Source organism: Streptomyces sp. NPDC021115 (genome assembly GCF_044333065.1).
Classification (GTDB): Bacteria; Actinomycetota; Actinomycetes; order Streptomycetales; family Streptomycetaceae; genus Streptomyces.
The window spans coordinates 115,814-138,025 of the sequence record NZ_JBIRQF010000006.1 but is presented as its reverse complement, the minus strand read 5'-3'; the positions used below and the strand labels follow the sequence as shown (position 1 = coordinate 138,025).

Below are 22,212 nucleotides of genomic sequence, written 5' to 3'. Positions count from 1 at the left end.
CCCGGCCCTTCGGGGCGCCGGAGCGCCCGTCAGTCCGACAGCCAGTCCTCCACCACGCGCGCCGTCGTACCGGCGTGGTCCTCCATCATGGTGAAGTGGTGCCCCGGCACATCGCGCACCGTGTGCGGCAGCTCCCAGTACGACCGCCAGTCCCCGTCGCGGGACCAGTCGAAGAACTGCTCCTCGGCCCGGACCAGCAGGGTCGGCGTCTTGACCTCGCGGGGCTCCCACTGGCCGAACAGCCGGAAGTACGCGCCCATGGCCAGCAGCCGGGCGTCGTCCACCGGCACCGGGCCCGTGCTCCGCTCGTCGATCCCGGCCCGCAGGCCGGGCTGGAGGGCCATGGCCGCCTCCCGGTCGTGCGAGTAGATGTCGAGCAGCACCACCGCGTCCGGGAAGACCCCGGTGCTCTCCAGCCGCGCGGCCACCTCATGGGCGAGCAGCCCGCCCGAGGAGTGGCCGAGCAGCACGAACGGCGCCCCGTCGGTCTGTCGCAGCACCGCCTCGGCCTGCGCCTCGATCACCGCCTCCGGGTTCGCCGGAAGCAGCTCCCCGGCGACGAAGCCGGGGTTGCCCAGCGCCCAGACGTCCCGGTGGCCGCGGAATCCGGCGGCGAACCGCGCGTACTGGTGGGGGCCTCCGATCGACAGGATCGAGGGGAAGCACACCAGCGCGGGCCCGGTCTCCCCGCGGGACAGCCGCACCAGCGTGGGCGCCTTGTCCAGCTCGGCGGCGGTCGCGAACGAGGGCCGGAACCGCGAGACGTCCATCAGCAGCCGGGTGAACTCCCCCTGCTGGCCCAGCTCCTCGGCTTCCCGCATCATCGCGCCGAACACGGCCGACGGCTCCGCGCCCGCCGCGTCTGCCGGTGCGGCGTCCGACACCGCACCGCCCTCGGCGGCCACCGAACCGGCCAGCCCGGCGAGCAGCTGCCGGGCGACCAGCTCGGGCGTCGGCTGGTCGAAGAGCAGCGTCGGGGGCAGCCGCAGCCCGGTCGCGGCATTGAGCCGGTTGCGCAGCTCGACGGAGGTCAGCGAGTCGAAGCCCAGCTCCAGGAAGCCACGCGTAGCCCCCACGGCCTCCGGGTCCTCGAAGCCGAGGACCACGGCGGCATGGGCGCGGACCAGGTCCAGCAGGACCTTCTCCCGCTCAGCCTCGTCCAGCCCGGCCAGTCGCCGCGCCAGCGAGGGGCCGCCCGCGTCGACCGCCGCGTCGGCGGCCGTGCGGCGCCGGGGCGTCGCCCGGACCAGTCCGCGGAACACTGCGGGCAACGCGCCCTCCGCGGCCTGCTCCCGCAGCGGCGCGATGTCCAGGTGGAGCGGCAGAAGCACCGCCTCACCGTCGACCGCGCACGCCGCGTCGAACAGCTCAAGACCGTCCCGCGAGGACAGCGGCGCCATCCCGGAGCGCGCCATGCGCCGCACGTCCGCGTCCGTCATGGTGCCGGTCATCGCGCTGCGCTCGTCCCACATGCCCCACGCCAACGAGAGGGCGGGCAGTCCGGCGGAGCGGCGCTGCGCGGCGAGGGCGTCCAGGAAGACGTTGGCGGCGGCGTAGTTGGCCTGGCCCGGCGCACCGAAGGTACCGGCGACGGACGAGAACAGCACGAACGCCGCGAGATCGAGATCCCGGGTCAGCTCGTCGAGGTTCCGTGCGGCCTCCACCTTCGGCCGGAAGACCGTGTCGATCCGGTCCGGGGTGAGCGCGGGCAGCGGCCCGTCGTCCAGCACACCCGCCGTGTGCACCACGGCGGTGAGCGGATGCGCCGGGTCCACCTCGGCCAGCATCGCCGACAGCGCCTCGCGGTCGGCCACGTCGCAGGCCGCGACGCTCACCTCCACGCCCTGCGCGGTCAGTTCGGCGACCAGCTCCGGCATTCCCTCGGCGCTGTAGCCGCGGCGGCTGTTGAGCAGCAGATGCCGCACCCCGTGCCCGGCCACCAGATGGCGGGCGAGCTGCCCGCCGAGGGCGCCGGTGGCGCCGGTGATGAGTACCGTGCCGTCCGGGTCGAACCCCGGCAGCCCCTCCTCCTCGGGCTTCGGCTCGGTGGCGACCCTGGCCAGGCGGGGCGCGTGCAGGGCGCCCCCGCGGACGGCCAGCTGCGGTTCGCCACCGGCGACGGCCGCCATGAGCGCGTCGGACGAGGCCTCCCCCTGATCGAGGTCGAGCAGCAGGAAGCGGTCCGGGTTCTCGGTCTGGGCGGTGCGGATCAGCCCCCATACGGGCGCGTGCAGCAGGTCGTTCACCTGGGCGTCCGGGGACGTGGCGACCGCGCTCCGGGTGACGAACGCCAGCCGCGCCCCGGCGAAGCCCTCCTCCGCGAGCCACGCCTGCGCGCTCTCCAGCGCCTCGTGCGTGGCCAGCCGCGCACCCTCCGCCAGAGGGGTGCCACCGCCCCCGGCTGGGCCGGTGAGCGGGAGCAGGACGACGTCCGGCCGGTGCCCGCCGGAGGCCACCACGGCCGCCAGCTCGTCCAGGTCGGGGAACACGTCGTACTCGGCACCGGCCGACTCCAACGCAGTGACCAGCCCGAAGGCGTCCGTACCGTGGTCCGCGGCCTGCCGGCCGACCACGGCCCAGCGGGTGCCCGCAGGGGCCGCCGAGGGCGCGGGCACCGGGGTCCACTCCATGCGGAACAGCGACTCGTGGTAGGTCACCTGGGTCGCGCGCAGCTGCTCCGGGGCGATGGTCCGCAGCGTCAGGGAGTCCACCGACGCGACCGCGCCGCCGTTCTCGTCCGTGACAGCCAGGGCCACCGCGTCCGGCCCGGCCGGTGCGATCCGTACGCGCAGCGCCGTGGCACCCGCCGCGTGGAGGGTGACACCGCTCCAGGAGAACGGCAGCCGGATCCCGTCGGCGTCGGCGCCCACGAAGTCGCCGAGCGCCACGCCGTGCAGCGCGGAGTCCAGCAGCGCCGGGTGCAGCCCGAACAACGCGGCGTCGGTCCGCTGCCGCTGCTCCAGCCGGAGCTCGGCGAAGACCTCCTCGCCACGTCGCCAGGCGGCCGTCAGCCCCTGGAACGCCGGACCGTAGCCGATACCGGCGACGGCGAACCGCTCGTACAGATCGTCCACCTCGATGGCGACGGCCTCGGCGGGCGGCCATTCGGCCAGGCGCTCTGTGGTGTCGGCGGCGTCTGCGACCTCGGCGGCTTCACCGGACGCGAGGACACCGCTGGCGTTACGGCTCCAGGACTGATCCGAGCCGTCGCCCCGGTTCGCGTCCGGCTCCGGGCGGGAGTAGACCTCCAGGGTCCGGCGTCCCTCCGCGTCGGCCACACCGACGGTCAGCCGCAGCTGGACCCCGCCCCGCTCGGGCAGGACCAGCGGCGCCTCAAGGGTCAGCTCCTCCAGAACACCGCAGCCGACCTGGTCACCGGCGCGGATCGCCAGTTCGACGAAGGCCGTCCCCGGCAGCAGCGCGGTACCGGCCACGGCGTGGTCGGCGAGCCAGGGGTGGGTGTGGAGGGAGAGCCGCCCGGCGAGCAGGAAGCCGTCGGAGTCCGGCAGTTCGACGGCCGCGCCGAGCAGCGGGTGGTCGGCTGCGCCGAGACCGGCGGAGGCGACATCGCCCACCGAGACCGGGACCTCGATCCAGTAACGCTCGTGCTGGAAGGCGTACGTGGGCAGCTCGACGCGCTGCGCGCCGGTGCCCGCGTAGTACGCCTCCCAGTCGGGAGCGATACCCCGGGTGTGCAGGGCCGCCAGGGCGGTGGTCAGCACCTCGGCCTCGGGGCGGCCGGAGCGCAGCACCGAGGTGAACCCGGCACCCTCGCCGGACACGCACTCCTGCGCCATGGCGGTGAGCACACCGTCCGGGCCGAGTTCGAGGTACGTGGTGACGCCCTGGGCCTCCAGGGTGCGGACACCGTCGAGGAAGCGGACCGCCTCGCGGACGTGGCGCACCCAGAAGTCGGGGGTGGTGATCTCCTCGGCGGAGACCACGGTGCCAGTGAGGTTGGAGACGATCGGGATGCGCGGGGCCTCGTACGAAAGCCCCTGCGCCACCTCACGGAACGCGTCCAGCATCCCGTCCATGCGGGGTGAGTGGAACGCATGGCTGACCGTGAGCCGCTTGGTCTTACGACCCTGCGCCTCGAAGCCGTTCGCGATCTCCTGCGCCGCGTCCTCGTCGCCCGCGATGACCACGGACGTCGGGCCGTTGAGGGCGGCGACGCTCACGCGCTCCGTGAGGAGCGGTGCCACCTCGTCCTCCGACGCCTGCACCGCGACCATCGCGCCACCGGCAGGCAGCTCCTGCATCAGACGGCCACGCGCGGCCACCAGCTTCGCCGCGTCCGCCAGCGAGAACACGCCCGCCACATGCGCGGCGGCCAGCTCGCCGATCGAGTGCCCGGACAGGAAGTCCGCCTTCATGCCCCACGCCTCGACCAGGCGGAACAGCGCCACCTCGATCGCGAACAGCGCGGGCTGAGTGAAGCCGGTCCGGTCCAACGCCTCGGCGTCGTCCCCGAACAGCACCGTCTTCAGCGGCCGCTCCAGATACGGGTCCAGCGCGTCGCACACCTCGTCCAGCGCCTCCGCGAACACCGGGTAGGCGCCGTACAGCTCACGGCCCATCCCGAGCCGCTGGCTGCCCTGTCCCGTGAACAGGAACGCCAGCTTGCCCCGGGTCTCCGCGCCCTCGACCACTCCCGCAGCGGACTCGCCAGCGGCCAGCGCGGCGAGCCGGTCCAGGAAGGCCGCGCGGTCACCGGCGACAACGGCCGCCCGGTGCTCCAGTGCAGCGCGCGTCGTGGCCAGCGAGTAACCGACCGACACCGCATCCAGATCGGGGCGCTCGGCCACATGGCTGTGCAGCCGGGCCGCCTGAGCCCGCAGAGCGTCCTCGCTCTTACCGGACACCACCCATGGCACCAGGGGAAGGGCTCGGGGCTCCACCGGTGCACCGGTCCGGGCGGGAGCCGTGGGAGCCTGCTCGATGATGGTGTGCGCGTTGGTACCGCTGATACCGAACGACGACACGGCGGCGCGGCGCGGACGGCCGGTCTCGGGCCACTCCAGCTGCTCGGTCAGCAGCGACACCGCACCCATCGACCAGTCCACATGCGAGGACGGCTCATCCACATGCAGCGTCCTGGGCAGGACGCCGTGCCCGATGGCCATGACCGTCTTGATGATTCCGGCTACACCGGCCGCGGCCTGGGTGTGCCCGAAGTTGGACTTCACCGAACCCAGCCACAACGGCTCGTCCTCGGTGTGCTCCTGACCGTAGGTGGCCAGCAGCGCCTGCGCCTCGATCGGGTCGCCCAGCGTCGTACCCGTGCCATGCGCCTCGACCACGTCCACCTCGGACGCCGACAGGCGGGCGTTGGCCAGCGCCTGGCGGATGACGCGCTGCTGGGACGGACCGTTGGGCGCCGTAAGACCGTTGGACGCACCGTCCTGGTTGATCGCGGAGCCGCGGACCACCGCGAGCACCGGGTGACCGTTCTTCCGCGCGTCCGACAGCCGCTCCACCAGCAGCATGCCCACGCCCTCGCCCCAGGCCGTGCCGTCAGCGGCGTCGGCGAACGGCTTGCAGCGACCGTCGGTCGCCAGCCCACGCTGCTTGCTGAACGCCACGAACGTACCCGGGGTGGCCATCACGGTCACACCGCCCGCGAGCGCCAACGAGCATTCGCCGTTGCGCAGCGCCTGCACCGCCATGTGCAGCGTCACCAGCGACGACGAACACGCCGTGTCCACGGTGACGGCCGGGCCCTCCAGGCCGAAGGTGTACGACACCCGGCCCGAAGCCACACTGCCCGAACTCGCGGTGCTGATGTAGCCCTCAAGACCGTCGGGCGCACGGTGCAGCAGCGTGCCGTAGTCGTTGTACATCACGCCCGTGTAGACACCGGTCTGGCTGCCACGCAGCCCGGCCGGGTCGATGCCGGCCCGCTCGAACGCCTCCCACGAGGTCTCCAGCAGCAGCCGCTGCTGCGGGTCCATCGCCAGGGCCTCACGCGGCGAGATCCCGAAGAACACCGGGTCGAAGTGGTGGGCGTCGTACAGGAAACCGCCGTTGCGGGCGTAGCTGGTGCCCCGCTGGTCCGGGTCGACGTCGAACAGCGCCTCGATGTCCCAGCCACGGTCGGTGGGCATGTCGCTGATGGCGTCAGTGCCCTCGGTCACCAGCTTCCACAGGTCCTCGGGCGAGGTCACCCCGCCGGGGAACCGGCAGCTCATCGCGACGATGGCGATGGGGTCGTCGTCACCCGCCTTGGCGGCGACGACCGGTGCGGCCGCGTCCGACTGGCTGCCCTGGGCCTCGCCCCGCAGGTACGCGGCGAGAGCCATCGGGTTCGGGTAGTCGAAGATCAACGTCGCCGGAAGCCGTACGCCGCTGACCGCCGTCAGGCGGTTGCGCAGCTCGACAGCGGTGAGCGAGTCGAAACCGACCTCGCTGAACGCGCGCTGCGGATCCACCGCATCGGGCCCGGCGAAGCCGAGCACGGCAGCCACCTGGGTACGGACCACGCCGAGCACGATCGCCTCGGCCTCGGCGTCCGACACCCCGGCCAGCTGCTGGGCGAGCGCACCGGACTGCGCGGCGGCCGCAGCGGCCTGGGCCGCCCGACGCGGCGGAACGCGCACCAGACCACGGAAGAGCGGCGGCAGCATCCCCGCACCCGCCTGCGCGCGGAGGGCGCCCAGGTCGAGTGGCATCGGCACCAGCAGCGCCTCGTCAGCGGCATCCGCCAGGTCGAAGAGCTCCAGGCCCTGGTCGGCGGTGAGTGCGACGACACCACCGCGCCGCAGGCGGGCGAGCTCCGCCTCGTCCAGCTCCCCGGTCATGGCGCTGGCCTCGGCCCACAGACCCCAGGCGAGGGAGGAGGCGGGCAGGCCCTGGGCACGGCGGTGCTGGGCGAGGGCGTCCAGGAACGAGTTGGCCGCCGCGTAGTTGCCCTGGCCCGCGCCGCCGAAGACACCGGCAGCCGACGAGAACAGCACGAACGCCGACAGATCCAGATCGGCCGTCAGCTCATGCAGATTCCACGCCGCGTCCACCTTCGGACGGAGCACAGTGCTCAGCCGCTCCGGGGTCAGGGCCCCGATCACACCGTCGTCCAGCACACCGGCGGTGTGCATCACGGCCGTCAGCGGATGCTCGGCGGGAACCGACTCGATGACGCGGGCGAGGGCATCACGGTCGGCCACATCGCATGCGACCCACTGCGCCTGCGCACCCAAGTCGGCCAGCTCAGCGGTCAGTTCGGCGGCACCCGGAGCCTGGTCACCACGGCGGCTGACCAGCAGCAGCCGACGCACGCCCCGCTCGGTCACCAGATGGCGCGCGAAGAGGTTGCCCAGCATGCCACCGGCACCGGTGATCAGTACCGTGCCGTCCGCACCGAAGGCAGGGACCTCCCGATCCTCGGCGTCGGGGGCGGTGGCGCGGGCCAGACGCGGAGCCTTGATCGCGCCCTGACGGACGGCGAGTTCCTGCTCGTCCGAGTCCAGGGCGGCGGGAAGCGCGGCGAGGGAGTCCGGGTGGCCGTCGAGGTCCACCAGGATGACGCGACCGGGATTCTCCGACTGCGCGGAGCGGATCAGGCCGGTCACGGTCGTCTGGGCCAGGCTGGTCGCCGGGTCGTCGGTGGCGGTGGCCACCGCGCCCTCGGTGAGGACGACGAGGCGCGAGTCCGCGAAGCGGTCCTCGGCCAGCCACGTCTGGAGCACGGTCAATGCGTGGACGGCGATCTCGTGCGCCGTGGCGACCGGCGAGGAGGCCTCTCCCGGCACCGTGCGCGCGGACACCACCACGTGGTCCGGGGCCGTGGCACCGGACGCGATCTCCTCGGCCAGCGCGGCCAGGTCCGGGTACGTCCCGGCCTCGACGGCGAGGCCGGGGACGTCCGCGCCCACGACCGCGACACGGTCGGCGGAGGGCGTCCCCGAGGGGGCCGGGACCGAAATCCAGTCCACGCGGAACAGGGCGTCCGCCGCATCGCCACCTGCGCGGTCCCCGCCCAGCTGCTCGGGGGACACGGTGCGCAGCGCGAGCCGTTCCACCGACGCCACCGGGGCACCCGTCACATCGGCGAGCTGGAAAGCCACCGTGCCGTTCCCGGCCGACGACAGCCGCACCCGCACGCTGTCCGCACCCACCGAATGGATCCGGACGCCCGTCCAGGAGAAGGGAAGTCCGACCCCCTCCAGGTTCTCGGTCAGGTCGCCCAGGGCGATGGCGTGCAGGACGGAGTCCAGCAGCGCGGGGTGCAGGCCGAACAGGTCCGCACCGGGCTCGACGCCCTCGGGCAGCGCGACCTCGGCGTACACCTCGCCGTCGCCCCGCCAGGCGGCCCGTACGCCCTGGAAGGCCGGACCGTAGCCGAAGCCCGCCTCGGCCAACCCCTCGTACAGCCCGTCGATCTCGACCCGCTCGGCACCCGCCGGGGGCCAGGCGCTCAGCTCGAAGGACGGCGCCGACGACGGCGCGCTCTCCACGAGCACACCCGTGGCATGCCGCACCCACGGCACCTCGTCGCCGACCCCATCGGGGTGCGAGTGGAGGGCAAGGGTGCGGCGGCCGGAGTCGTCCCGGGCGCCCACGGCGATCTGGAGCTGGATCCCGCCCCGCTCGGGCAGGATCAGCGGCGCCTCAAGCGTCAGCTCCTCCACCAGATCGCAGCCCACCTGCTCACCGGCGCGCACCGCAAGCTCCACGAACGCGGTACCGGGCAGCAGCACCGAGCCCATCACCGCGTGATCGGCCAGCCACGGATGCGTCTCCAGCGAAAGCCGACCGGTGAACAGGAAGCCCTCGAAGTCCGGCAGTTCGACGGCCGCACCCAGCAGCGGGTGATCGGCCGCGCCCAGACCGGCGGAGGTGACATCGCCCACCGTGACCGGGACATCGATCCAGTAGCGCTCGTGCTGGAAGGCGTACGTGGGCAGCTCGACGCGGCGGGCGCCGGTCCCCTCGAACACCGCGTCCCAGTCGACCGACACGCCCCGCGACCACGCCTCACCGGCGGAGGTCCAGAACCGCTTCAGCCCGCCCTCGTCGCGGCGCAGCGACCCGATCGCGGCCGCGTCCACACCGGCGTCCTCGGCGGTCGCCTGCACACCCATCGTCAGGACGGGGTGGGCGCTGGACTCGATGAACACACCGAAGCCCTCGTCCAGCAGCCGCCGGACGGCACCTTCGAGTTCGACGGTACGACGGAGGTTGGTGAACCAGTACTCGGCGTCCAGCTCCGGACCCTCGACCCACTCCCCCGTGACGGTGGAGAGGAACGGCACCCGCGCGGTCTGCGGCTGTACGGGGGCCAGCAGGTCGAGCAGTTCGTCGCGCAACAGCTCCACCTGCGCGGAGTGCGAGGCGTAGTCCACCGGCACGCGGCGGGCCCGGACCTCATCCGCCTCGCAGGAGGCCAGCAGCTCGTCCAGGGCCTCGGGCTCGCCCGAAACCACCACCGACGAGGGCCCGTTGACGGCGGCCACCGAGATGCGCTCCTCGCCCCACGGCGCGATCCGCTCCCGTACCTCGGACACCGGCAGTGCGACGGACACCATGCCGCCCTGGCCCGCCAGCACCCGGCCAATGGCCTGGCTGCGCAGCGCCACCACACGCGCCGCGTCCTTCAGGGACAGAATCCCGGCCACGCACGCGGCCGCGATCTCGCCCTGGGAATGGCCCACCACCGCCGACGGTACGACCCCGAGTGAACGCCACAGCTCGGCCAGCGACACCATCACGGAGAACAGCACCGGCTGGACCACGTCCACGCGGTCCAGCGACGGCGCGCCCTCGGCGCCGCGCAGCACCTCCACCAGCGACCAGTCGGTGAACTCCGCCAGCGCGGCGGCACACTCGTGGACACGGGCCGCGAACGCCGGTGAGGTGTCCATCAGTTCCACGGCCATGCCTGCCCACTGGGAGCCCTGTCCCGGGAACACGAACGCCGTCTTGTCGGACGTCCCGATGCCCTGGACCGGAGCCTCACCCTGGGCCAGCGCCGTCAGGGCGCGGAGGAAGTCGTCCCGGTCGGTGCCCACCAGGACCGCGCGCTGTTCGAAGGCGGCGCGGGTGGTGGCAAGCGAGTGGCCGACGTCGGCCGGGCGCAGGCCCGGGTCGGCACCGAGGTGGTCCAGCAGCTTGGCGGCCTGCGCGCGCAGGCCCGCCTCGCCCCTGGCGGACAGCGGCCACGGCAGCACACCGGGCGCTTCGACGGAGGGTTCGGCCGACTCGGCCGCCGTCTCCCGTGGCTCCGGGGCCTGCTCGATGATGGTGTGCGCGTTGGTGCCACTGATACCGAACGACGACACGGCAGCGCGGCGCGGACGGCCGGTCTCGGGCCACTCCACCTGCTCGGTCAGCAGCGACACCGCGCCCATCGACCAGTCCACGTGCGGCGACGGCTCATCCACATGCAGCGTCGCGGGCAGGACGCCGTGCTCGATGGCCTTGACCATCTTGATGATTCCGGCGACACCGGCCGCGGCCTGGGTGTGGCCGAAGTTGGACTTCACCGAGCCCAGCCACAACGGCACGTCCGCGTCCCGCTCCTGGCCGTAGGTGGCCAGCAACGCCTGCGCCTCGATCGGGTCACCCAGCCGGGTGCCCGTGCCGTGCGCCTCGACCGCGTCCACCTCGGCGGCGGACAGCCGCGCGTTGGCCAGGGCCTGGCGGATGACGCGCTGCTGGGACGGGCCGTTCGGCGCGGTCAGACCGTTCGACGCGCCGTCCTGGTTGATGGCGGAGCCGCGGACGACCGCGAGCACCGGGTGACCGTTCTTGCGCGCGTCCGACAGCCGCTCCACCAGCAGCATGCCCACGCCCTCGCCCCAGGCCGTGCCATCGGCGGCGGCCGCGAACGGCTTGCAGCGACCGTCGGTCGCCAGCCCACGCTGCTTGCTGAACGCCACGAAGGTGCCGGGGGTCGCCATCACGGTCACGCCACCGGCCAGCGCGAGGGAGCATTCGCCGCTCCGCAGCGCCTGCACCGCCATGTGCAGGGTGACGAGGGAGGAGGAGCAGGCCGTGTCGACCGTGACGGCCGGGCCTTCGAGGCCGAACGTGTACGACACGCGACCGGACGCGACGCTGCCGGAGCTGGCAGTGCCCATGTAGCCCTCAAGACCGTCGGGCGCACGGTGCAACAGCGTGCCGTAGTCGTTGTACATCACGCCCGTGTACACACCGGTCCGGCTGCCGCGCGCGGTCGCCGGGTCGATACCCGCCCGCTCGAACGCCTCCCACGACGTCTCCAGCAGCAACCGCTGCTGCGGGTCCATCGCCAGGGCCTCACGCGGCGAGATCCCGAAGAACACCGGGTCGAAGTGGTGGGCGTCGTGCAGGAAGCCACCATTGCGGGCGTAGCTGGTGCCCTGCCGGTCGGGGTCGTCGTCATAAAGCGACTCGATGTCCCAGCCACGGTCGGTGGGCATATCGGTGATCGCGTCCGTGCCCCCGGTGACCAGCTTCCACAGATCCTCGGGCGAGCTCACCCCACCGGGGAACCGGCAGCTCATCGCCACAATGGCGATCGGCTCATCGTCACCCGCCTTGGCGGCGACGACCGGTGCGGCCGCGTCCGACTGGCTGCCCTGGGCCTCGGCCCGCAGGTACGCGGCGAGAGCGATCGGGTTCGGGTAGTCGAAGATCAACGTCGCCGGGAGCCGAACGCCGCTGACGGCGGTGAGGCGGTTGCGCAGCTCGACGGCCGTGAGCGAGTCGAAACCGACCTCGCTGAACGCACGCTGCGGATCCACCGCATCGGGCCCGGCGAAGCCGAGCACGGCAGCCACCTGCGCGCGCACCACGCCCAGCACGATCACCTCGGCCTCGGCCTCGGAGGCCCCGGCCAGCTGCCGTGCCAGCGCGCCGGACCGCGCCGCCGCAGCGGCCTGGGCCGCCCGACGCGGCGGAACGCGCACCAGACCACGGAAGAGCGGCGGCAGCATCCCCGCACCCGCCTGCTCACGCAAGGCCGCCAGGTCGAGCGGCATCGGCACCAGCAGCGCCTCGTCGGCACCATCCGCCAGGTCGAAGAGCTCCCGCCCCTGCTCGGCGGTGATGGCGGCCACGCCACCGCGCCGCAGCCGGTCCAGCTCCGCCGCCTCCAGCTCCCCGGCCATACCACCGGACTCGGCCCACAGACCCCAGGCGAGGGAGGTGGCCGGAAGTCCGGCGGAGCGGCGGTGCTGGGCGAGGGCGTCGAGGAAGGCGTTCGCCGCAGCGTAGTTGCCCTGTCCCGCACCGCCGAAGACTCCGGCGGCGGAGGAGAACAGCACGAACGCCGACAGATCCAGATCCGCCGTCAGTTCGTGGAGGTTCCACGCCGCGTCCACCTTCGGACGCAGCACACCGGCCATACGCTCCGGGGTCAGCGATCCGATCACGCCGTCGTCCAGCACACCGGCGGTGTGCATCACGGCTGTCAGCGGATGCTCGGCGGGGACAGACTCGATGAGGCGGGCCAGGGCATCACGGTCGGCCACATCGCACGCGACCCACTGCGCCTGCGCACCCAAGTCGGCCAGCTCAGCGGTCAGCTCGGCGGCACCCGGAGCCTGGTCACCACGGCGGCTGACCAGCAGCAGCCGACGCACGCCCCGCTCGGTCACCAGATGGCGCGCGAACAGTCCGCCGAGCGTGCCACCGGCACCGGTGATCAGCACCGTGCCGTCCGCGTCGAAGACGGAGGGCTCCCGGTCGGTGATCAGGGCGGTGGTCCGGGCCAGACGGGGAGTCATGACCGTGCCCTGACGGACGGCGAGTTCCTGTTCGCCCGATTCCAGGGCGGCGGGAAGAGCGGCGAGGGAGTCCGGGTCCTCGTCCAGGTCCACCAGGATGACGCGGCCGATGTTCTCCGACTGCGCGGAGCGGATCAGGCCGGTCGCTGTGGCCTGCGCGGGCTCGGTCACCGTGTCATCGGTGCCGGTGGCCACCGCGCCCTGGGTGAGGACGACCAGGCGCGAGTCCGCGAACCGGTCCTCGGCCAGCCATTCCTGGAGCAGAGCGAGGACGCGAACGGCGTTCTGATGTGCCGTGGCGGCAGGCGAGGAGTTCTCCCCCGGCACCGTGCGCGCGGACACCACCACGTGGTCCGGGGCCGTGGCTCCGGACGCGATCTCCTCGGCCAGCGCGGCCAGGTCCGGGTACGTCCCGGCCTCGATACCGAGGCCGGGGACATCCGGGCCCACGACCGCGACACGGTCGGCGGAGGGCGTCCCCGAGGACGCCGACACCGGAAGCCACTCCACCCGGAACAACGCGTCCGCCGCGCCGCCACCGGCCTGATCGGCGCCCAGCTGCTCCGGGGACACGGCACGCAGTGCGAGCCGTTCCACCGATGCCACCGGGGCACCGGTCACATCTGCCAATTGCAGAGCCACCATGCCGTTTCCGGCCGACGACAGCCGCACCCGCACGCTGTCCGCGCCCACCGAATGGACCCGGACACCGGTCCAGGAGAAGGGCAGCCCGCCCTGTCCCAGGTTCTCGTCCGGGCCACCGAGCGCGACGGCGTGCAGAACGGCGTCCAGCAGCGCGGGGTGCAGACCGAACAGGTCCGCACCGGGCTCGACGCCCTCGGGCAGCGCGACCTCGGCGTACACCTCGCCGTTGCCCCGCCAGGCGGCCCGTACGCCCTGGAAGGCCGGGCCGTAGCCGAAGCCCGCCGCCTCCAGGCCCTCGTACAGCCCATCGGTCTCGATCCGCTCGGCACCCGCCGGGGGCCAGGCGCTCAGCTCGAACGACGATGCCGAGGACGGCGCGCTCTCCACGAGCACACCCGTGGCATGCCGCACCCACGGCACCTCGTCATCGCCCGCTTCGGGGCGCGAGTGGAACTCAAGGGTGCGGCGGCCGGAGCCGTCCTCGGCGCCCACGGCGATTTGCAGCTGGATCCCGCCCCGCTCGGGCAGGATCAGCGGCGCCTCCAGGGTGAGTTCTTCCACCAGGTCGCATCCGGCCTGCTCACCGGCGCGTACGGCCAGCTCCACGAACGCGGTGCCGGGCAGCAGCACCGCGCCCATCACCGCGTGATCGGCCAGCCACGGATGCGTCTCCAGCGAAAGCCGACCGGTGAACAGGAAGCCCTCCGCAGCGGCCAGGGACATGGCCGTGCCGAGCAGCGGGTGGTCGGCGGCGCCCAGACCGGCGGAGGCGACATCGCCCACCGAGACCGGGACCTCGATCCAGTAACGCTCGTGCTGGAAGGCGTACGTGGGCAGCTCGACGCGCTGCGCGCCGGTGCCCGCGTAGTACGCCTCCCAGTCGGGAGCGATACCCCGCGTGTGCAGGGCCGCCAGGGCGGTGGTCAGCACCTCGGCCTCGGGGCGGCCGGAGCGCAGCACCGAGGTGAACCCGGCACCCTCGCCGGACACGCACTCCTGCGCCATGGCGGTGAGCACACCGTCCGGGCCGAGTTCGAGGTACGTGGTGACGCCCTGCGCTTCGAGGGTGCGGACACCGTCGAGGAAGCGGACGGCTTCCCGGACGTGGCGCACCCAGAAGTCGGGGGTGGTGATGTCGTCTGCGGAGACGACGTCACCGGTGAGGTTGGAGACGATCGGAATGCGGGGGGCTTCGTACGACAGTCCCTGCGCGATCTCGCGGAACGCCTCCAGCATCCCGTCCATACGCGGCGAGTGGAACGCGTGGCTCACGGTGAGACGCTTGGTCTTGCGGCCCTGCGCCCCGAAGTCCGCCGCGATCGCGACAGCCGCGTCCTCGTCACCCGCGATCACGACCGACGTCGGCCCGTTGATCGCGGCGATGCTCACGCGCTCGGTGAGGAGCGGCGCCACCTCGTCCTCGGACGCCTGGATCGCGATCATCGCGCCACCGGACGGGAGCTCCTGCATAAGACGGCCACGGGCGGCCACCAGCTTGGCCGCGTCGGCGAGCGAGAACACGCCCGCCACGTGCGCGGCGGCGATCTCACCGATGGAGTGGCCGGAGAGGAAGTCGGGCCGCAGACCCCAGGCTTCGGCCAGGCGGAACAGCGCCACCTCGACCGCGAACAGGGCGGGCTGGGTGAACGCCGTCTGGTCGAGCACTGCGGCGTCGTCCCCGAACAGGACCGTCTTCAGAGGCTGTTCGAGGTGCGAGTCGAGCGCGTCGCAGACCGCGTCCAGCGCTTCCGCGAACACCGGGTAGGCGTCGTACAGCTCACGGCCCATGCCGAGCCGCTGGCTGCCCTGGCCGGTGAAGAGAAACGCCAGGTTCCCCTGGGTCTCCACACCTTCGGCCACTCCCGCCGCAGGCTCGCCAGCGGCCAGCGCCGCGAGTCGGTCCAGGAAGGCCGCGCGGTCACCGGCGACAACGGCCGCCCGGTGCTCCAGTGCAGCGCGCGTCGTGGCCAGCGAGTAGCCGACGGACACCGGATCCAGTTCGGGGCGCTCGGCCACATGGCTGTGCAGCCGGGCCGCCTGAGCCCGCAGAGCGTCCTCGTCCTTCCCGGACACCACCCATGGCACCAGGGGAAGGGCTCGGGGCTCCACCGCTGCATCGGTCCGGGCGGGAGCCGTGGGAGCCTGCTCGATGATGGTGTGCGCGTTGGTACCGCTGATGCCGAACGACGACACCGCGGCACGGCGCGGACGGCCGGTCTCCGGCCACGGACGGCCCTCGGTGAGCAGCGCCACCGCGCCCGCCGACCAGTCCACATGCGTGGACGGCTCGTCCACGTGCAGCGTCGCGGGCAGGACGCCGTGCTCGATGGCCTTGACCATCTTGATGATTCCGGCGACACCGGCCGCGGCCTGGGTGTGGCCGAAGTTGGACTTCACCGAGCCCAGCCACAACGGCTCGTCCTCGGTGCGCTCCTGGCCGTAAGTGGCGAGCAGCGCCTGCGCCTCGATCGGGTCGCCCAGCGTCGTACCGGTGCCGTGCGCCTCGACCACGTCGATCTCGGCGGCGGACAGGCGGGCCCCGGCCAGGGCCTGGCGGATGACGCGCTGCTGGGAGGGGCCGTTGGGGGCGGTGAGGCCGTTGGACGCACCGTCCTGGTTGATCGCGGAGCCGCGGACCACCGCGAGCACCGGGTGACCGTTCTTCCGCGCGTCCGACAGCCGCTCGACGAGCAGCATGCCCACGCCCTCGCCCCAGGCCGTGCCATCGGCGGCGGCCGCGAACGGCTTGCAGCGACCGTCGGTCGCCAGCCCACGCTGCTTGCTGAACGCCACGAAGGTGCCGGGGGTGGCCATCACGGTCACGCCGCCCGCGAGCGCGAGGGAGCATTCGCCGTTGCGGAGGGCCTGTACGGCCATGTGCAGGGTGACGAGGGAGGAGGAGCAGGCCGTGTCGACCGTGACGGCCGGGCCTTCGAGGCCGAACGTGTACGACACGCGACCGGACGCGACGCTGCCGGAGCTGGCAGTGCCCATGTAGCCCTCAAGGCCGTCGGGCGCACGGTGCAACAGCGTGCCGTAGTCGTTGTACATCACGCCCGTGTACACACCGGTCCGGCTGCCGCGCGCGGTCGCCGGGTCGATACCCGCCCGCTCGAACGCCTCCCAGGTGGTCTCCAGCAGCAGCCGCTGCTGCGGGTCCATGGCGAGGGCTTCGCGCGGGCTGATCCCGAAGAAGACGGGGTCGAAGTGGTGGGCGTCGTGCAGGAAACCGCCGTTGCGGGCGTAGCTGGTGCCCTGCTGGTCGGGGTCGTCGTCGTACAGCGACTCGATGTCCCAGCCACGGTCGGTGGGCATATCGGTGATCGCGTCCGTGCCCCCGGTGACCAGCTTCCACAGATCCTCGGGCGAGCTCACCCCGCCGGGGAACCGGCAGCTCATCGCGACGATGGCGATGGGGTCGTCGTCGTGCGCGGTGGCGCTTGCCACGGGTGCGGCCGCGTCCGCCGACTGGCTGCCCTGGGCCTCGGCCCGCAGGTACGCGGCGAGGGCGGCGGGGTTCGGGTAGTCGAAGATCAGGGTGGCGGGGAGCCGTACGCCGCTGACGGCGGTGAGGCGGTTGCGCAGCTCGACGGCGGTGAGCGAGTCGAAGCCGACCTCGCTGAACGCGCGCTGCGGGTCGACCGTTTCGGGCCCGGCATTGCCGAGTACGGCCGCCACCTGCGTACGGACCAGGGTGAGGACGATCGCCTCGGCCTCCGCCTCGGAGGCCCCGGCCAGCTGCTGGGCGAGCGCGCCGGACTGCGCGGCGGCGGCCGCCTGCGCGGCGCGGCGCGGGGGGACGCGGACCAGGCCGCGGAAGAGCGGCGGCAGCATGCCGACGCCTGCCTGGGCGCGGAGGGCGGCCATGTCGAGCGGCATCGGGACCAGGAGGGGGTCGCCCGTGGAGGTCGCGGCGTCGAAGAGTTCACGGCCCTGCTCGGCGGTGATGGCGGCGACGCCGCCGCGCTGGAGGCGGGCGATCTCCGTCTCGTCCAGCTCACCACCCATGCCTCCGGCCACCGACCACAGGCCCCAGGCGAGGGAGGTGGCGGGCAGGCCGTTGGCTGCGCGGTGCTGGGCCAGGGCGTCGAGGAAGGCGTTCGCGGCCGCGTAGTTGCCCTGGCCCGCGCCGCCGAAGACTCCGGCGGCGGAGGAGAACAGGATGAACGCGGCCAGGTCCGCGTCCTGGGTCAGCTCATGCAGGTTCCAGGCCGCGTCCGCCTTCGGGCGGAGGGTCGTGGCCATGCGCTCCGGGGTGAGCGATGCGATCACGCCGTCGTCCAGCACGCCTGCCGTGTGGATCACGGCGGTGAGCGGGTTTTCGGCGGGGATCGCGGCCAGGGTCTCGGCAAGGGCGTTCCGGTCCGCCACGTCGCAGGCCGACCAGCGGACACTTGCGCCCAGCTCGGTGAGCTCCGTGGCCAGTTCCGGTGCGCCAGGGGCCTCCGCTCCGCGACGGCTCACCAGGAAGAGGTGGCGTACGCCGCGCTCCGCCACCAGGTGGCGGGCGAACAGGCCGCCCAGGGTGCCGGACGCACCCGTGAGCAGGACCGTGCCCTCCGGGTTCCACCCGGTGGGTTCCGTCTCCGGCGTCGCGGTGACGCGGGCCAGGCGCGGGGTCTTGACCGTGCCCTCGCGCACCGCCACTTCCTGCTCGCCGGAGGCGAGGGCGGTGGGCAGTGCGGCGTGGGAGTCCGCGTGGCTGTCCGTGTCGACGAGCAGGATGCGGTCCGGGTTCTCCGACTGGGCGGAGCGGACCAGGCCGCGGGCCGCGGCGTGGGCCAGGTCGGTGCCGTTGGTGAGGACGACCAGGCGGGAGTCCGCGAAGCGGTCGTCGGCCAGCCAGGTTTGGAGGAGGTCCAGCAGGTGGGTGGTGGTCTGCTGCGCCGTGGTGGCGGGCGAGGTTTCCCCCACCCCGCCCCTTCCCGAAACAAGGGGCTCCGCCCCTTGACCCCGGTCCTCAAACGCCGGACGGGCTGCGATTGGTGCGTCCTCCAGGGACACCACCAGGTACTCCGGAGCCTCCTTGCCCGCTTCCAGGGCGGCTGTCAGCGCGGCCAGGTCCGGGTAGGGGGTGTTGGGGCCTATGGAGGTCCAGGTGGGCTTGGGCGTCGACTCGGGCGGTGCCGCCACCGGGGTCCAGTCCACGTGGAACAGGGACTCGGACGCGGCGCCTGCGCGCGTCGGGCTCAGCTGGTCCGGGGACACCGTGCGCAGGGCCAGGCGGTCCACCGAGGCCACCGGGGCGCCCGTCACGTCCGCCAGCTGGAGCGACACCGTGCCGTTTCCGGCCGACGTCAGGCGGACCCGTACCGTGTCCGCGCCCACCGAGTGGACGCGGACGCCGGTCCAGGAGAAGGGCAGACCGCCCTGGCCCGGAGTTTCGGTCAGGTCGCTGAGGCCGATGGTGTGCAGCACCGCGTCCAGCAGGGCCGGGTGCACGCCGAACAGCGCGGCGCCCGGTTCGGTGCCCTCGGGGAGCGCGACCTCGGCGTAGACCTCGCCGTCACCGCGCCAGGCGGTCCGCAGGCCCTGGAAGGCCGGGCCGTAGCCGAAGCCCGCCGCCTCCAGGCCCTCGTACAGGCCGTCGGTGTCGATGCGTTCCGCACCGGCGGGCGGCCAGGCGCTCAGGTCGAACGGCGCCGTCGGGGCGGCCTGCGCGAGCAGGCCCGTGGCGTGGCGTATCCACGGCTCGTCGTCGGTGGCCGTGTCGGGGCGTGAGTGGAGTGCGAGGGTGCGGCGGCCGGTGTCGTCCTGGCCGCCCACGGCGATCTGGAGCCGGACCCCGCCCTGTTCGGGCAGGATCAGCGGGGCTTCCAGGGTGAGTTCTTCCACCAGGTCGCATCCGGCCTGCTCACCGGCGCGTACGGCCAGCTCCACGAACGCGGTGCCGGGCAGCAGCACCGCGCCCATGATGGCGTGGTCGGCGAGCCACGGGTGGGTGTCCAGCGAGAGCCGCCCGGTGAACAGGAAGCCCTCCGCGGCGGCCAGCGAGACGGCCGCGCCGAGCAGCGGGTGGTCGGCGGTGCCGAGCCCGACCGAGGAGACGTCGCCGTAGGCGGTGCCCGCGTCCAGCCAGTAGTGCTCGCGCTGGAAGGCGTACGTGGGCAGCTCGACGCGCTCCGCGCCGGTGCCCGCGTAGTACGCCTCCCAGTCGGGGACGGTGCCGCGGGTGTGCAGGGTGGCCAGGGCGCTGGTCAGGGCCTCGGCCTCGGGGCGGGCCTTGCGCAGCACCGGGGTGAACGCGGCGCCGTCGCCGGTCACACACTCCTGCGCCATGGCGGACAGCACGCCGTCCGGGCCGAGTTCGAGGTAGGTGGTGACGCCCTGGGACTCCAGGGTGCGTATCCCGTCGAGGAAGCGGACGGCCTCGCGGACGTGGCGTACCCAGAAGTCGGCGGTGGCGATCTCCGAGGCGGGGGCGATGCCGCCGGTGAGGTTCGAGACGACCGGGATCTTCGGGGTGTCGTACGTCAGGCTCTCGGCGACCTTGCGGAACGCCTCCAGCATCGGGTCCATGAGCGGCGAGTGGAACGCGTGGCTCACCGTGAGCCGCTTGGTCTTGCGGCCCTGCGCCTCGAAGTCCGCCGCGATCGCGACAGCAGCGTCCTCGTCGCCCGCGATGACCACCGAGGTCGGGCCGTTGAGGGCGGCGATGCTGACGCGCTCGGTGAGGAGCGGCGTCACCTCGTCCTCGGACGCCTGGACGGCGATCATCGCGCCGCCGCCCGGGAGCCGCTGCATCAAGCGGCCGCGCGCGGCCACCAGCAGGGCGGCGTCGGGGAGCGACAGCACGCCCGCGACGTGGGCGGCGGCGATCTCGCCGATGGAGTGGCCGGAGACGAAGTCCGGCTTCAGGCCCCACGATTCGACGAGGCGGAACAGGGCCACCTCGATGGCGAACAGCGCGGGCTGGGTGAAGCCGGTGCGGTCCAGTTCGGCGGCGTCGTCCCCGAAGAGGACCTCCTTCAGGGGGCGTTCGAGGCGCGGGTCCAGCGCGGCGCACACCTCGTCCAGCGCCTCGGCGAAGGCCGGATAGGTCTCGTACAGCTCACGGCCCATGCCGAGCCGCTGGCTGCCCTGGCCGGTGAAGAGGAACGCCAGCTTGCCCCGGGTCTCCGCGCCCTCGATCAGCCCGGCCGCGGGCTCGCCCGCGGCGAGCGCGGCGAGCCGGTCGAGGAACGTCTCGCGGTCTCCGGCGATCACGGCCGCGCGGTCCTGGAGGGCGGCGCGGGTGGTGGCGAGGGAGTAGCCGACGGACAGCGGGCCCAGGTCGGGGCGTTCGGTGACGTACGCGTGGAGGCGGGCGGCCTGGGCACGCAGCGCGTCCTCGCCCTTGCCGGACAGCACCCAGGGGAGGAGGGGGAGGGCGCGGGGCGATACGTCGGCGAACGCTTCGGTGGCCTCGCCCGTCGCGTCGTCCGTCGCGTCGTCCGACGCCCCGTCGGTGGCCTCGTCCGGGGCCGGGGACTGCTCGATGATCAGGTGGGCGTTGGTGCCGCTGATGCCGAACGACGACACGGCGGCGCGGCGCGGGCGGCCGGTCTCCGGCCACGGGCGGCCCTCGGTGAGCAGCGAGACGGCCCCGGCCGACCAGTCGATGTGCGGCGACGGCTCGTCGACGTGCAGGGTCCTGGGCACATAGCCGTGCTCGATGGCCTTGACCATCTTGATGATCCCGGCGACACCGGCGGCGGCCTGGGTGTGGCCGACGTTGGACTTGATGGAGCCGAGCAGCAGCGGACGTTCGGCGGACTTCTCCTTGCCGTACGTGGCGAGCAGCGCCTGCGCCTCGATCGGGTCGCCCAGCGTGGTGCCCGTACCGTGCGCCTCGACGACGTCGATCTGGTCGGCCGTCAGCCGGGCGCTGGCCAGGGCCTGGCGGATGACGCGCTGCTGGGACGGGCCGTTGGGGGCGGTCAGGCCGTTGCTGGCGCCGTCCTGGTTGGTGGCACTGCCGCGTACGACGGCCAGCACCCGGTGGCCGTTCTTCCGGGCGTCCGACAGCCGCTCCACCAGCAGCATGCCCGCGCCCTCGGACCAGCCGGTGCCGTCGGCGGCGGCCGCGAACGACTTGCAGCGGCCGTCGAAGGACAGCCCGCGCTGGCGGCTGAACTCGGTGAAGGTACCGGGGGTCGACATCACGGTGACGCCGCCCGCGAGCGCCATCGAGCATTCGCCGTTGCGCAGCGCCTGCATGGCCAGGTGCAGGGTGACCAGGGAGGAGGAGCACGCGGTGTCGACGGTGAGGGCGGGGCCTTCGAGGCCGAAGGTGTACGCGACCCGGCCGGAGGCGATGCTGCTGGAGCCGCCGGTGCCGAGGTAGCCCTCGACGCCGGGCGGTACGGCGCGCAGCCGCGAGGCGTAGTCGTGGTACATGACGCCCGCGAACACGCCGGTCTTGCTGCCGCTGACGGACGTGGCGTCGATGCCCGCCCGCTCGAACACCTCCCACGTGGTCTCCAGCAGCAGCCGCTGCTGGGGGTCCATGGCGAGGGCCTCGCGCGCGTTGATGCCGAAGAACGCCGGGTCGAAGTAATTGGCGTCGTGGAGGAACCCGCCCTCCCGGACATAGCTCGTCCCGGAGCCGTCCGGGTCGTCATCGAACAGTCGCTCGATGTCCCAGCCGCGGTCGGTGGGGAATTCGGAAATACCGTCCCCGCCCTCGGACACCAGCCGCCACAGATCCTCGGGCGACTGGACTCCACCCGGGTAGCGGCAGCTCATGCCGATGATGGCGATGGGCTCCTGGTCCTCCGACTCGACCGCCTGGAGGCGTCGCCGGGTCTCGTGCAGGTCGGCAGTCACCCGCTTGAGAAAGTAACGGAGCTTTTCCTCGTTCATACGTGCGTTCCCTCTC

At 73.0% G+C, this 22,212-nt stretch carries 1 protein-coding gene; it reads right to left on the bottom strand.

Annotated features, from left to right (window positions below; translation table 11 throughout):
- Positions 1-29 precede the first annotated feature (29 nt).
- On the bottom strand, positions 30-22,160 hold the full coding sequence (locus ACH4TL_RS20530) for an SDR family NAD(P)-dependent oxidoreductase (RefSeq protein WP_398425312.1): 22,131 nt from the start codon (positions 22,158-22,160) through the stop codon (positions 30-32).
- Positions 22,161-22,212 lie beyond the last annotated feature (52 nt).